General features: G+C 68.4%; 14 protein-coding genes. 5 read left to right on the top strand and 9 right to left on the bottom strand.

Annotation, left to right across the window (positions count from 1 at the left end; all coding sequences use genetic code 11):
- Window positions 1-476: 476 nt before the first annotated feature.
- Window positions 477-1,859 carry an adenylosuccinate lyase gene (purB, locus tag QMX80_RS15735; RefSeq protein ID WP_055764790.1) on the bottom strand — a complete coding sequence of 461 codons (1,383 nt, stop codon included), beginning with the start codon at window positions 1,857-1,859 and terminating at the stop codon, window positions 477-479.
- A 36-nt stretch (window positions 1,860-1,895) separates the two neighbouring features.
- The gene (locus QMX80_RS15730; RefSeq protein ID WP_282278052.1) at window positions 1,896-3,212 is read right to left on the bottom strand and encodes a hemolysin family protein; all 1,317 of its coding nucleotides are present in this window, start codon (window positions 3,210-3,212) and stop codon (window positions 1,896-1,898) included.
- A 243-nt stretch (window positions 3,213-3,455) separates the two neighbouring features.
- Between QMX80_RS15730 and QMX80_RS15725 the strand changes: the two genes are divergently transcribed.
- Window positions 3,456-4,868, top strand: coding sequence for a class II fumarate hydratase (locus QMX80_RS15725; RefSeq protein ID WP_282278051.1), 1,413 nt, complete (start codon window positions 3,456-3,458; stop codon window positions 4,866-4,868).
- Between the two features lie 111 nt (window positions 4,869-4,979).
- Window positions 4,980-5,189 (top strand): hypothetical protein, encoded by a 210-nt coding sequence (locus tag QMX80_RS15720; protein WP_282278050.1) that lies wholly within the window; start codon window positions 4,980-4,982, stop codon window positions 5,187-5,189.
- Window positions 5,190-5,248: 59 nt separating this feature from the next.
- Here QMX80_RS15720 and QMX80_RS15715 read toward each other — a convergent pair whose 3' ends face one another.
- The 7 genes from QMX80_RS15715 to QMX80_RS15685 all read right to left on the bottom strand — a co-directional run bounded on the left by QMX80_RS15715 (window position 5,249) and on the right by QMX80_RS15685 (window position 9,736).
- Window positions 5,249-5,683, bottom strand: coding sequence for a hypothetical protein (locus tag QMX80_RS15715; RefSeq protein ID WP_055764797.1), 435 nt, complete (start codon window positions 5,681-5,683; stop codon window positions 5,249-5,251).
- 61 nt (window positions 5,684-5,744) lie between these two features.
- Window positions 5,745-6,335 (bottom strand): DUF2884 family protein, encoded by a 591-nt coding sequence (locus tag QMX80_RS15710; protein WP_055764800.1) that lies wholly within the window; start codon window positions 6,333-6,335, stop codon window positions 5,745-5,747.
- A 34-nt stretch (window positions 6,336-6,369) separates the two neighbouring features.
- The gene (locus tag QMX80_RS15705; protein WP_282278047.1) at window positions 6,370-7,209 is read right to left on the bottom strand and encodes a DUF4097 family beta strand repeat-containing protein; all 840 of its coding nucleotides are present in this window, start codon (window positions 7,207-7,209) and stop codon (window positions 6,370-6,372) included.
- Window positions 7,210-7,246: 37 nt separating this feature from the next.
- Window positions 7,247-8,260 carry a hypothetical protein gene (locus QMX80_RS15700; protein ID WP_282278046.1) on the bottom strand — a complete coding sequence of 338 codons (1,014 nt, stop codon included), beginning with the start codon at window positions 8,258-8,260 and terminating at the stop codon, window positions 7,247-7,249.
- Window positions 8,257-9,129 carry an ABC transporter ATP-binding protein gene (locus QMX80_RS15695; protein ID WP_055764807.1) on the bottom strand — a complete coding sequence of 291 codons (873 nt, stop codon included), beginning with the start codon at window positions 9,127-9,129 and terminating at the stop codon, window positions 8,257-8,259. The genes QMX80_RS15700 and QMX80_RS15695 overlap by 4 nt, the downstream gene beginning before the upstream one ends.
- Window positions 9,126-9,488: a GntR family transcriptional regulator gene (locus QMX80_RS15690; RefSeq protein WP_055764809.1), complete on the bottom strand. Its 363-nt coding sequence runs from the start codon at window positions 9,486-9,488 to the stop codon at window positions 9,126-9,128. The genes QMX80_RS15695 and QMX80_RS15690 overlap by 4 nt, the downstream gene beginning before the upstream one ends.
- A gap of 2 nt (window positions 9,489-9,490) precedes the next feature.
- Window positions 9,491-9,736, bottom strand: coding sequence for a hypothetical protein (locus tag QMX80_RS15685; protein ID WP_282278044.1), 246 nt, complete (start codon window positions 9,734-9,736; stop codon window positions 9,491-9,493).
- A 159-nt stretch (window positions 9,737-9,895) separates the two neighbouring features.
- Here QMX80_RS15685 and QMX80_RS15680 point away from each other — a divergent pair, with 159 nt between their 5' ends.
- From QMX80_RS15680 to QMX80_RS15670, 3 genes are all read left to right on the top strand, one after another.
- On the top strand, window positions 9,896-10,438 hold the full coding sequence (locus QMX80_RS15680; RefSeq protein WP_282278055.1) for a glutathione peroxidase: 543 nt from the start codon (window positions 9,896-9,898) through the stop codon (window positions 10,436-10,438).
- A 100-nt stretch (window positions 10,439-10,538) separates the two neighbouring features.
- Entirely contained in the window at window positions 10,539-11,498 is a 960-nt protein-coding gene (locus tag QMX80_RS15675) for an FKBP-type peptidyl-prolyl cis-trans isomerase (RefSeq protein ID WP_055764815.1), read from the top strand.
- 22 nt (window positions 11,499-11,520) lie between these two features.
- Window positions 11,521-11,953, top strand: a 433-nt coding sequence (locus QMX80_RS15670; protein ID WP_345782389.1) for a 2-dehydropantoate 2-reductase N-terminal domain-containing protein, incomplete at its 3' end; no start/stop codon positions are given.

Raw genomic sequence — 11,953 nt, 5'->3', positions numbered from 1 at the left:
GCGCCTAGACAGCCACCCCGCCGGGAGTGGCTGTCTTGGCGCTTCGTCTTGCAGGCCCTTGCGTCCTGCCCGGCAAAGCTGGTTACCGCCGGTGACGGTACCGCAACCGGGCTTTTCTACACGATTGGCGGCGATTGTTCCAGTTGCGGCCCGTCGGGACAGCAGCGCAGACGGCGGCGGCGTCGCCTGTTCGCGTGGATGGACGCGCCCGGCCGGGCTGCGGTCGCGCGAAGCGCGCGAGGGCGCCGGACGATCGGACAGGGCGAAATCGCGCTGGCCGCGGCCACGGGCGATCGCAGGGGCCGGTCCCGCGCCGCCGGCGGCGGACCGGCGCGATGCCATCGCTCGATGCGGCAACGGCGAAGCCTGCGCCTGCCGTTGCCGGGTGAATCCAGGGGCCGGATGGAAGGCCGGCAGTGCCAGCAGGCCAGGGCCGCCCACTGCCGGCGCGCATCCTGCGATTGCGCGCTCCGGCGTCAGATCGCCTTGGCCAGCCCGGCGGCCAGGCCGGCGTAGCCGCCCGGGGTGAGCTCGCGCAGGCGCTGCTTGGCGTCGGCGGGCAGGTCCAGCGATTCGATGAACCCGCGCATCGAATCGGCGGTGATGCCCTGGCCGCGGGTCAGGGCCTTAAGCTGTTCGTACGGGTTGGGCAGGCCATGGCGGCGCATCACCGTCTGCACGGCTTCGGCCAGCACTTCCCAGGCCGCGTCGAGGTCGGCGTCCAGGCGCTGCGGGTTCACTTCCAGCTTGCCCAGGCCCTTGGCCAGCGACTCCAGCGCCACCTGGGTATGGCCGAAGGCGGTGCCCAGCGCGCGCAGCACGGTGGAGTCGGTCAGGTCGCGCTGCCAGCGGCTGATCGGCAGCTTGGCGCTGAAGTGCTCGAACAGCGCGTTGGCGATGCCGAAGTTGCCCTCGGCGTTCTCGAAGTCGATCGGGTTGACCTTGTGCGGCATGGTCGAGGAACCGACTTCGCCTTCCTTGAGCTTCTGCTTGAAGTAGCCCAGCGAGACATAGCCCCAGATGTCGCGGGCCAGGTCGATCAGGATGGTGTTGGCGCGGCGCGTCGCATCTCCGATCTCGGCGACGTTGTCGTGCGGCTCGATCTGGGTGGTGTAGGGGTTGAACACCAGCCCCAGCGAGGTGACGAAGGTTTCGGCGAAGGCCGGCCAGTCGATGTCCGGATAGGACACCACGTGCGCGTTGTAGTTGCCCACCGCGCCATTGATCTTGCCGGTCAGCTCGACCGCGCCGATCTGGCGGATCTGCCGCTCCAGGCGGGCGACGACGTTGGCGACCTCCTTGCCCAGCGTGGTCGGCGAGGCGGTCTGGCCGTGGGTGCGCGAGAGCATCGGCTGCGCGGCCTGCTCATGCGCCAGCCGGCGCAGCGAGGCGGCGATGCCTTCCAGCGTCGGCAGCAACACCTGGCTGCGTGCCTGCGCCAGCATCAGGCCGTAGGACAGGTTGTTGATGTCCTCGCTGGTGCAGGCGAAGTGCACGAATTCCAGCGCCGGCGCGAGCTCGGCGTCGTCCTTGAGCCGTTCCTTGATGAAGTATTCCACCGCCTTGACGTCATGGTTGGTGGTGCGCTCGATGTCCTTGACGCGGGCGGCGTCGGCCACCGAGAAACCGTCGGCCAGGGCGCGCAGCCGGGCCTTGCCGGCGGCGGAGAAGTCGGCCAGTTCGCCGATGCCCGGCTCGGCGGCCAGCGCCAGCAGCCATTCGATCTCGACCTTCACCCGTGCCTTGATCAGGCCGTACTCGGAGAAGATCGGGCGCAGCCCGTCGACCTTGCCGGCATAGCGGCCATCGAGCGGGGACAGGGCGAGCAGGGCGGCTTCTGGACGGGACGGATCGGTCATGAGGGGCAGGCTGGCGCAGGGGCAGGGGCGCGTATTCTACGCCGCCGCGCCGTCCGGGGCCGGGAGCCGTTCCACCGTGACCGCCTGGATGCGGTGCCCGGCCATGCGGCGCACCGTGAAACGGTAGCCGTCGATGTCCTGCGCCTCGCCTTCCTCGGGCAGGCGCTGCAGCTGGTGCAGGATCAGCCCGCCGACCGAGTTGACGTGAGCGGGCGCGGCCAGGTCGCGGCCGAGCAGGCGTTCCAGCCGGAAGATCGAGGTCGAACCGGCGACCAGCACGCTGCCGTCGGCGCCCCGGGTCGGGGCGTCCCCGACGGCATGGGGATGCTCGTCCTCGATATCGCCCACCACCACTTCCAGCAGGTCTTCCAGGGTGAAGTAGCCGAGGATGCGGCCGTGCTCGTCCACGCACAGGGCCAGGTGGGTGGTGCCGGTGCGGAAGCGTTCCAGCACCTGCGGCACCGGGGTTTCCAGCGCGATCAGGTTGGCCGGGCGCAGCAGCGGGGGCGGGTCCGGGCGTGGATTGCCGCGCGCCAGTTCCACCAGCAGGTCCTTCATGTGCAGGATGCCGCGCACCTGCTCGCCGTCGGCGGCGAACCAGGGGTAGCGGCTGTAGCGGCTGGCGGCGAACCCGGCCAGCACCGCCTGCAGGTCCATGCCGTCACGGAAGCTGTGCAGGTGGTCGGCCGAGCGCATCAGGTCGCCGGCGACCAGTTCGGGCAGCTCCAGCGCATGGCTCATCAGCGCCAGCTCGTGGTCGCCGCCGCTGCGCTGCTGGCCGCCGAGGATCAGCTTCAGCTCCTCGCGCGAATAGCGGTGCGAGGCATGCTCGACGTCGCCCCAGCCCAGTGCCCGCAGCAGCAGGTTGGCGCTGTTGTTGAGCAGCCAGATCGCCGGGTACATCGCCCAGTAGAACAGGTACAGCGGCGCCGCGGTCCACAGCGACATCCGCTCCGGGCGGCGGATCGCCATCGACTTGGGCGCCAGTTCGCCGAGCACGATGTGCAGGAACGAGATCACGCTGAAAGCGATGACGAAGCTGGTCAGGCGCGCGGCTTCCGGCGCCAGGCCGAGCAGGTCGAACAGCGGCTGCAGCAGGTGCGCGAACGCCGGTTCGCCGACCCAGCCCAGCCCCAGCGACGCCAGGGTGATGCCGAGCTGGCAGGCCGACAGGTAGGCGTCGAGGTGGCCGTGCACGTTCAGCAGCAGGCGGCCGCGCCAGCCATGGTGCTCGGCCAGCCCCTGCGCCTGGGTGTGGCGCAGCTTGACCAGGGCGAACTCGGCGGCGACGAAGAAGCCGTTGAGCAGGACCAGCAGCAGGGCCACGGCCAGCAGGGCGAGGTTGCCGATCACGGTTCCCCTCCATCATGGCGGATCGTGGAAGGGAGGGTGCAGCGGGGGCCGGGAAATGTCCGGCCGCAACAGCCGTCGGGGTCGTCGCCCATGTGTGCGGGAAGGCAGGGAAATGCGGATGCCCGAGTCTAGCCGATGACGGCCGCGTGCGCGGCAGGGTGCCATCGGCGGTATGGTGGTGCGGCATCGCCAGCCGCCGCCAGCTGCGACTTCCCTGTACGAAACACAATGTGGAGTTGAACGATGAGCAAGAGCTTCAGGATCGAACACGACAGCATGGGCGAACTGCAGGTGCCGGCCGAGGCGCTGTGGGGCGCGCAGACCCAGCGCGCGGTGCAGAATTTCCCGGTGTCCGGGCAGCGCATGCCGCGGGCCTTCATCCGCGCGCTGGGGCTGATCAAGGCCAGCGCCGCCGAGGTCAATGTCGGGCTGGGGCTGTTGCCCAAGGGCGTGGGCCGGGCGATCCGCGCGGCGGCGCTGGAGGTGGCCGATGGCGGGCACGATGCGCATTTCCCCATCGACGTCTACCAGACCGGCTCGGGCACCTCGTCGAACATGAACGCCAACGAGGTCATCGCCACGCTCGCTTCGCGGCGGATGAAAGCGGGCGCCGGCAAGGCGGGCAAGACCCCGGTGCATCCCAATGACCACGTCAATCTCGGGCAGAGTTCCAACGATGTGATCCCCACCGCCATCCGCGTCTCGGCGCAGCTGGAAACGGTGGAAAAGCTGCTGCCTGCGCTCAGGCACCTGCGCCGGACCATCGACAAGCGCGGGCGCGGCCTGGGCAAGGTGGTCAAGACCGGCCGCACCCACCTGATGGATGCGATGCCGCTGACCTTCGCCCAGGAGTTCGGCGCCTGGTCGGCGCAGCTGGAATCGGCGCAGGGCCGCATCGAGGACGCGTTGAAGCGGCTGCGCCGGCTGCCGCTGGGCGGCACCGCGATCGGCACCGGCATCAACGCCGATCCGCGCTTCGGCGGCAAGGTGGCGCGTGCGCTCTCGGCTGCGACGGGAGCCAAGTTCGAAAGCGCCCAGAACAAGTTCGAAGGACTGGCCGCGCAGGACGATGCGGTGGAACTGTCCGGCCAGCTCAACGCGCTGGCGGTGGCGCTGATCAAGATCGCCAACGACCTGCGCTGGATGAATTCCGGGCCGTTGGCGGGCTTGGGCGAGGTCGAGCTGCCGGCGCTGCAGCCGGGCAGCTCGATCATGCCGGGCAAGGTCAATCCGGTGATCCCGGAAGCGACGGTGATGGCGGCGGCGCAGGTGATCGGCCACCACGCCGCGATCACGGTGGCCGGGCAGACCGGCAATTTCCAGCTGAACGTGGCGCTGCCGCTGATCGCGGCCAACCTGCTCGATTCGATCCAGCTGCTGTCCAGCGTGATGAACCTGCTGGCCGACAAGGTGTTCGCCGGCCTGGTGGTCAGGCAGGAGCGGGTGCGCGAGGCGCTGGCGCGCAATCCGATCCTGGTGACCGCGCTCAATCCGATCATCGGCTACGAGAAGGCCGCGGCCATCGCCAAGCGCGCCTACAAGGAACAGCGCCCGGTGCTGGAGGTGGCCTGCGAGGACAGCGGCCTGCCGGAAGCGGAACTGAAACGCCTGCTGGACCCGGCCGCATTGACGCGGGGCGGCATCCACGACCATTGATTTCCCATCCCGGATCCATCGCCCGGCAGCGCGTGGGATCGCGCCGGGCGCCATCGTGGGGACGCGGTGTGGTAAACGGGAGTCCAACCGCCACGGAAGACAGGGGGATTCATGGCGTTTCTGGTTTTCGGGCTCTATACGGCGTTCTGCTTCTGGGTGGTCTTCATGGACGGTGTCGACACCCTGGAAGGATGGAAATCCTTCTTCCTGTTCGATTGGTTTGCTGCGTCCCTGAGTGCCCAGGAACTACGGTTCTACGTGGGCATTTCCTGGTTGGCGTCGCTCGCCGCCCTGCTGTTCGCCACCCTGGGGGGCGCCTAGCGGAGCCGGCCGGACGCGGCGCGTACCTTGACGGTCAGCGCCGCGCCTGGGGCGCGGAATCAGCGCAGTGCGCGCGGGTTGGCCAGCGCTTCGGCGTATTCCTTGAATTCGGGAATGCGCTGGGCCAGGTCCGGCGGGAACGGCGTTTCGCCCGCCGGTACTTCCAGCGGTACGGTGCGGCCGCTGGCATCGGCCGGTGCGGTCGCCTCGGTCAGCGTGTTCTGGCGCAGGATCTGCAGCTTGACGAAGCTGGTCTGCAGCAGTTCGCGCTGGCCCTCGTCGAGCGGAATCTCGATGTCGTCCACGCGCAGCCTGCCGTCGGGCAGGATGTCCAGGTTCGGGTAGGGCGCGCGCCGCACCGACACCATGGTGGCGCCCACTTCCATCTTCGGCTTGCTGCGCTCGGCGCGGTGGGCGGCGTACTGCTCACGGTCGCCGCAACCGGCGACGGCGGCGATGCAGGCCAGCAGGAGGGGCAGCAGCAGTTTCTTCATGGCGTGGCGGAACGGTACGGCGGGGGAGCGGCGATTCTACCGCCCCCGCCGCCAGTGACGGTCAGCGCATCGTCACGTGGCCCTTGCGGCATTCATCGATGTCGCTCTGGTCCATCTTCGCGTAGGGCTTGAATTCGGGGATGGCGGCGGCCAGCTGCTGCTGGGTGGCAAGCATCGCCGGCAGGCGGTCGCAGATCTTCGTGGCGCTTTCCTCCAGCTTCTTCGCCTCGGCGTCGATCCGCTTCTCGATCTGGTCGGTGTCGCCGGACAGGATGCCCTTGAGCGCTTCGCCGGCGGCACGGACGCCGAGGTTGGCGCCCTGTACGCCGATCTCGATGCCGGCCTCGGCCACCTGCATCACCTGCCCGCGGTACTGCAGCAGCAGCTTGCGCTGGGCATCGTCGACGGCGACAGCCTTGCCATCGATCAGCAGGTCGCCGGCCGGCGAGATCTCGACCTTGACGCCGTTGTCGCTGGAAACGCTGATGTTCTTCACGGCCATTTCCTTGCGCGCCTTGTCGGTGGCTTCGCGGACCTTCTGGCCGAGGCTGGTGTCGCCGCCGGCATCGTTACTTGCCTGCGGACGGTTGCCGCAGGCAAGCAGCGGCAGGCACAGCATCAGCGCGAACAGGGGGGCTTTGAGCGTTTTCATGTGAGTGCTTCCGTTGCTGGCAAGGAGGGAGGAATCAGTGCTTCCGGGGCAGTTCGACGGCGCCGCGGATGCCCGAATGGTCGACCGAACCGCTGCCGGTGCGCTGCACCCGCAGGCTGCCGGCAGCGCGCACGCGCAGGTCGCCCGAGCCCAGCGTGCCCAGGCTCACCGCGCCGCGGACGGCACCGACGTCGACGTCGCCCGAGCCGATGCTGGCGATGTCCACGTTGCCCTGCACTTCGTGCAGTTCCAGGTCGCCCGAGCCGATGCTGCCGACCCTGGCATCGCCACGCACGCCGTCGACGCGGACATCGCCCGAGCCGATCGAGACCACGTGCAGGGTGCCGACGTTGTCCAGTTCGATGTCGCCGGAGCCGACCGCGGCGGTGGCCAGTCCCTTGATGTCGCGCGCCTTCACGTCGCCGGAGCCGACGTCGGCGCTCATCGCCTGCGCGCCGCTGAGCGTGGCGTCGCCGGAACCGACCTTGAGCTGGACCAGGATGTCGTCCGGCAGCGTGCCGCCGATGTCCAGCCACGCGTAGTTCGAGCCGAAGCCGATGTTGATGCCGCGGTTCTCGCGCTGCAGGCGGACGACGAGCTTGTCGCCGGCCTTTTCCTGGGTGAGCGACAGCTGGCCGAGCAGGTCCTGGCTGGAGGCGCAGGCGCGGCCGGACAGCGCGGCGCGGGCGCCGGGCGATGCCTGCAGCTTCAGGTCGTGGCTGTTGACCTCGAACACCACGGCCTTGACGCCGGCCAGTTCCAGTTCCAGTGCCTTGGGCTGGCTGAACTTGCAGTGCTCGTCGGCCAGGGCCAGGCCCGGCAGCAGCGCCAGGGCGAACAGCAGGGGCTTGATCGTTGCGTGCTTGATGTCCATCGGGTTCCTCGAAATCGCGGTGGGACAGGCAGGGCGGTCAGATTTCGTCGCGGCGCTGGCGCAGCCAGATCGCGGCGGCGATGAACAGGGCGCCGACCACCACGCCGATCCAGAGCTCGGGGTTGGCCAGGCCGGCCAGCTGCACGCTGGGCGAGAAACCATGCAGCATCGAATTCACCGACTCGCCATTGGGCGTGGGGCTGCGGTAGGCCAGCTCGATGCCCGGCGTGGCGCTGAGCAGCAGGCGGCCGACCACGTGTCCCCAGAACCAACCGTTGTTGAGGCCGGACAGCTTCATCAGGTCGAACCAGCTGACGATGACCCCGGCGAACACCGGCAGCATCACCGCCCACAGGAACGGCTTGCTCCTGGCCCAGGCCGAGCACAGCATCAGCCAGCCGGCGGTGGGCAGCGCCCACAGCGCATAGACCGGGATCCAGGCCAGGTGGCTGGCGGCGATCGAGAACGGGTTGGACGAGGCCCAGATCAGGGTGATCGGGTTGCCGCCGTGGAACAGCACCACCAGGCTGATGATGATCATGAAGCCGAACATCGTCACGATGGCGGCGGCGACCGCCAGCAGCGGGGCGATGACCAGCGCGCCGACCAGCTTGGACAGCACCGTCTGCGTGTCGGAGACCGGCATCGACTTCCAGAACAGCACGCTGCGGTCGCGGCGGTCGTCGTACAGCGCGCCCAGGCAGTAGAAGAACACCACGAAGGCCAGGGTGATGAACGGCCACGCCGAACTCAGCAGCAGGGTGACGTTCATGCCCTCGCCGAACTTGACCATGTCCGCCGGCGTCATGTGCTCGGTCAGCATGCCCAGTTCCAGGCCGTTGACGTTGACGCCGTTGATGTGCAGGTCGCCGTTCTTGGCGGCGCGGTGGGCGGCGAACAGGCCGGCGATGATCGCCATCAGCGACAGCAGCAGGGAGATGCCGCCGGCCACCAGCGGCGCGCGCAGGAAGCCGCCGCGGTTTTCCCAGTATTCGCGCTTGAGCAGCCACTTGAACTTGCCCAGCGGGGTGATGTGATGGACGGCGTTCATGCGTAGGTTCCCTTCATGATGGCCACGAACAGGTCGGCGAGGCCGGGGTTGCGGGTTTCGCCCAGGGCATCGAGCTGGCTGCGGTCGGCGCCGTCGTAGAGCAGCACGGTCTTGCCGAACGGCAGCGAACGCTCGTCGATGGGGCCCAGTTCGCGCGCGGCCTGCAGGGTGTCGGCCGAGGCCAGCAGCTCGGTATAGCGTTCGGACACGCTTTCCATGTCGGCGCTGAGCACGATCTTCCCGTCGCGGATGAACAGCACGTCGGTGAGGATGTGCTCGATCTCCTCGACCTGGTGGGTGGTGACGATGATCGTCTTCTGCTCGTCGAAGTAGTCTTCCAGCAGGCGCTGGTAGAACTCCTTGCGGTAGAGGATGTCCAGGCCCAGGGTCGGCTCGTCCAGCACCAGTACGCGCGCGTCGATGGCCATCACCAGCGCCAGGTGCAGCTGCACCACCATGCCCTTGGACAGCTCGGACACGCGCTGCTTGGGCTGCAGCTTGGTGTTGGCCAGGAAGCGCTCGCAGCGGGCGCGGTCGAAGCGCGGGTGCACGCCGGCGACGAAGTCGATGGCCTCCTTGACCCGGATCCAGCGCGGCAGCACCGCCACGTCGGCGATGAAGCACACATCGTTCATCAACGCGTTGCGCTGGGCGCGCGGATCCATGCCGAGCACGCGCAGTTCGCCCTCGAACGAGGTCAGGCCGAGCAGGGCCTTGAGCGCGGTGGTCTTGCCGGCGCCGTTGGGGCCGATCAGGCCGACGATGCGGCCCGGCGCGATGGTGAAGCTGGTGTTGTCCAGTGCCGGCTTCTGCTTGTAGACCTTGCGCAGGTTGTGAGCGGAAACGACGGCTTCGACGGCGGCATTCATGGTGTGGTCCCCGGTGGCAGCAGATCTTCCAAGGTCAGGCCCAGACGCTGGATGCGTTCCAGCACGCCGGGCCACTCTTCGTTGAGAAAACGGTCGCGCTCGCTGCCGCGCAGCTTGCGCGCGGCTTCCTCGGTCATGAACATGCCCAGGCCGCGGCGCTTCTCGACCAGGTTCTCATCGGCCAGTTCCTGGTAGGCGCGCGAGACCGTGATCGGGTTCAACTGGTACTCGGCGGCCACCTGGCGCACCGAGGGCAGGGCGTCGCCCGGCTTGATGATGCCGTCCAGCATCATCGCGATGACGCGATCCTTCAGCTGGCGGTAGATGGGAGCGCCATCGCTCCACTGGATATCGCTCATGGTCAGCTCCGTGGATTCAGCGACTGTGCGAATGAGAAGTAGGGCAGGGAGAGGCTGGTCCGCATCCGCCGGACGGGGCGCCTGGCCTTCTCCTGCGCGTTGGCCTCCTGCTCTTCGCCGGTGGTCCCGGCGGCATAATCCTGGACCGGGCCACGGCCGGCAGGCAGGGACAGCGTGCAACCGATCAGCAACAGCGTGCCGGCAGCGGTGAGTGCCGGGAAAAGATGTCGTTGGTGGCTTCGGTTCATGGCGGTCCCCCTGTGTAGGGTGGCTGGTGTTGTATGCAACTATAACACCGACACGCTGACATGCAACTCCCCTGTAACCCAACTGATGGCCTAGTCTTCGAGCGACGCCGGCCCACACCCAGGAGAATCCCGATGTCCATTCGCAACTATTTGATTGGAATGGCGTTTGCCATGTCGATGGTGGGCGCGGCCAGCGCCGCCGACGGTGCCTTACTGGACCGCGACTATCGTCCGCTGGCCGGAAAGGAGCCGGTAAACCTGAACCGCGAATACAGCGGCAAGGTGCTGCTGGTGGTCAACACCGCCTCCAAGTGCGGCTACACGCCGCAGTACGAGGGGCTGGAGGCCCTGCACCAGGAGCTTGCCGGGCGCGGTTTCTCGGTGCTGGGCTTTCCGTCCAACGACTTCAAGGGCCAGGAGCCGGGCAGCGAGACCGAGATCCAGGAGTTCTGCACGCTGACCTACGGGGTGAAATTCCCCATGTTCCAGAAGGTGCACGTCATCGGCCCGGAAGCCACTCCGCTATACCAAGACCTCACCCGCCTGACCGGCGTCGCGCCGGGCTGGAACTTCCACAAATACCTGGTATCGCGCGACGGGCGGGTGGTGGCGCAGTTCGCCAGCAAGGTGCGCCCGGACGACCCGGAGCTGCGCGCGGCGATCGAGCGCGAGCTCGCCAGGCCGGTGCCGAACCACCATTGACCGGCGCCTCGCCGCACCGCCTCGACATCGCCGGTGCGCATGCGACAATGACGCCCCTCGCGCCGATGGCGGCGTCTGTTCACTTCCAGGAAAGCAGCGAATGAAGATGGGAAAGCGCGGCGCCGTGGCGTCGCTTCTGATTCTGGCGATGGCGGTCCCTGCGGCCGTGATCGCGCAACAACCTGCCGCCCCCGCGGCCACCAAGGAGAAGTCCGTTTTGACCTCGGAACGTGAAAAGATCGGCTACGCCATCGGCGTGGACGTCGCCAGTTCGTTCGAACCCATCGCCTCGGAAGTCGACGTCGCCGCGCTGCGCCGCGCCGTGGAGAACGCCTTCGCCGGCGGCCAGCCGCTGCTGTCGCAGGAAGAGGCGCAGAAGACTGACCAGGCCCTGCGCATCGCGATGATGGCCCGTTCCGGCCAGCAGGTGCCGGGCATGGCGCCGGGCAGCCAGCCGCCGGCGGTGGACCGCGAAAAGGTCGGCCTGATGCTGGGCAGCTACGCCGTCGGCCCGTCGCTGGCGCCGATCAAGGGCGAGATCGACCTGGACGCGACTTTCCAGGCCATCGCCACGATCTTCGCCAAGGGCACGCCGCTGATGGACCGCCAGCAGGCGCAGTCCACGCTGCAGGCCTTCAGCACCGCCAAGCAGGCCGCCGCCGCCGGCAAGAACCGCGAGGAAGGCAACGCTTTCCTGGCCAAGAACAAGGCCCAGCCGGGCGTGGTCACCACCGCCTCGGGCCTGCAGTACCAGGTGCTGCGCGCCGGCAGCGGCGAGCGCCCGATGGCGAGCAGCCGCGTGCGCGTGAACTATGAAGGCAAGCTGCTGGACGGCACGCCGTTCGACAGCAGCTACGAGCGCGGCCAGCCGGCCGATTTCGGCCTGGACCAGGTGATCAAGGGCTGGACCGAGGGCGTGGCGCTGATGCCGGTCGGTTCCAAGTACCGCTTCTGGGTTCCGTCCGAACTGGCGTACGGCAGCAACGGCACCCCGGGCGGCCCGATCGGCCCGGATGCGACGCTGACCTTCGACGTCGAGCTGCTGGGCATCCTGCAGTAACCGCCACGGAGCCACTGCACCCATGCGCGTTGCGATTTTCGGTACCGGCTATGTCGGACTCGTCACCGGGACCTGCCTGGCCGAGGTGGGCCACGACGTGGTCTGCGTCGACATCGACCAGGCCAAGGTCGATGGCCTGAACCGGGGCATCATCCCGATCTACGAGCCGGGGCTGGAACCGATGGTCAAGGCCAACCATGCCGCTTCGCGGCTGGCCTTCACCACCGACGCGGCAACCGCGATCGCGCATGGGCAGGTGGTTTTCATCGCGGTGGGCACGCCGCCCGACGAGGACGGCAGCGCCGACCTGCAGTACGTGCTGGCCGTGGCCCGCACCATCGGCCGGCACCTGCAGGTGCCGACCGTGGTGGTCAACAAGTCGACGGTGCCGGTGGGCCCCGCCGCCAAGGTGCGCGCGGCGCTCGCCGAGGCGCTGGCCGCGCGCGGCGGGGAGC

Origin of the sequence: Stenotrophomonas sp. PS02297, from assembly GCF_029959705.1 — a bacterium.
Taxonomy (GTDB): Bacteria; Pseudomonadota; Gammaproteobacteria; order Xanthomonadales; family Xanthomonadaceae; genus Stenotrophomonas; species Stenotrophomonas nitritireducens.
Note: the sequence above shows the minus strand (reverse complement) of the source record. Positions and strands in the feature narration are given on the sequence as shown.

What these genes read in the sequence shown, in the direction of transcription:
- QMX80_RS15705 (WP_282278047.1), bottom strand. Translation starts at nt 7,209, where the DNA reads ATGGACATCAAGCACGCAACGATCAAGCCCCTGCTGTTCGCCCTGGCG.
- QMX80_RS15680 (WP_282278055.1), top strand. Translation starts at nt 9,896, where the DNA reads ATGGCGTTTGCCATGTCGATGGTGGGCGCGGCCAGCGCCGCCGACGGT.
- QMX80_RS15700 (WP_282278046.1), bottom strand. Translation starts at nt 8,260, where the DNA reads ATGAACGCCGTCCATCACATCACCCCGCTGGGCAAGTTCAAGTGGCTG.
- QMX80_RS15685 (WP_282278044.1), bottom strand. Translation starts at nt 9,736, where the DNA reads ATGAACCGAAGCCACCAACGACATCTTTTCCCGGCACTCACCGCTGCC.
- QMX80_RS15725 (WP_282278051.1), top strand. Translation starts at nt 3,456, where the DNA reads ATGAGCAAGAGCTTCAGGATCGAACACGACAGCATGGGCGAACTGCAG.
- QMX80_RS15695 (WP_055764807.1), bottom strand. Translation starts at nt 9,129, where the DNA reads ATGAATGCCGCCGTCGAAGCCGTCGTTTCCGCTCACAACCTGCGCAAG.
- QMX80_RS15675 (WP_055764815.1), top strand. Translation starts at nt 10,539, where the DNA reads ATGAAGATGGGAAAGCGCGGCGCCGTGGCGTCGCTTCTGATTCTGGCG.
- QMX80_RS15710 (WP_055764800.1), bottom strand. Translation starts at nt 6,335, where the DNA reads ATGAAAACGCTCAAAGCCCCCCTGTTCGCGCTGATGCTGTGCCTGCCG.
- purB (WP_055764790.1), bottom strand. Translation starts at nt 1,859, where the DNA reads ATGACCGATCCGTCCCGTCCAGAAGCCGCCCTGCTCGCCCTGTCCCCG.
- QMX80_RS15715 (WP_055764797.1), bottom strand. Translation starts at nt 5,683, where the DNA reads ATGAAGAAACTGCTGCTGCCCCTCCTGCTGGCCTGCATCGCCGCCGTC.
- QMX80_RS15720 (WP_282278050.1), top strand. Translation starts at nt 4,980, where the DNA reads ATGGCGTTTCTGGTTTTCGGGCTCTATACGGCGTTCTGCTTCTGGGTG.
- QMX80_RS15690 (WP_055764809.1), bottom strand. Translation starts at nt 9,488, where the DNA reads ATGAGCGATATCCAGTGGAGCGATGGCGCTCCCATCTACCGCCAGCTG.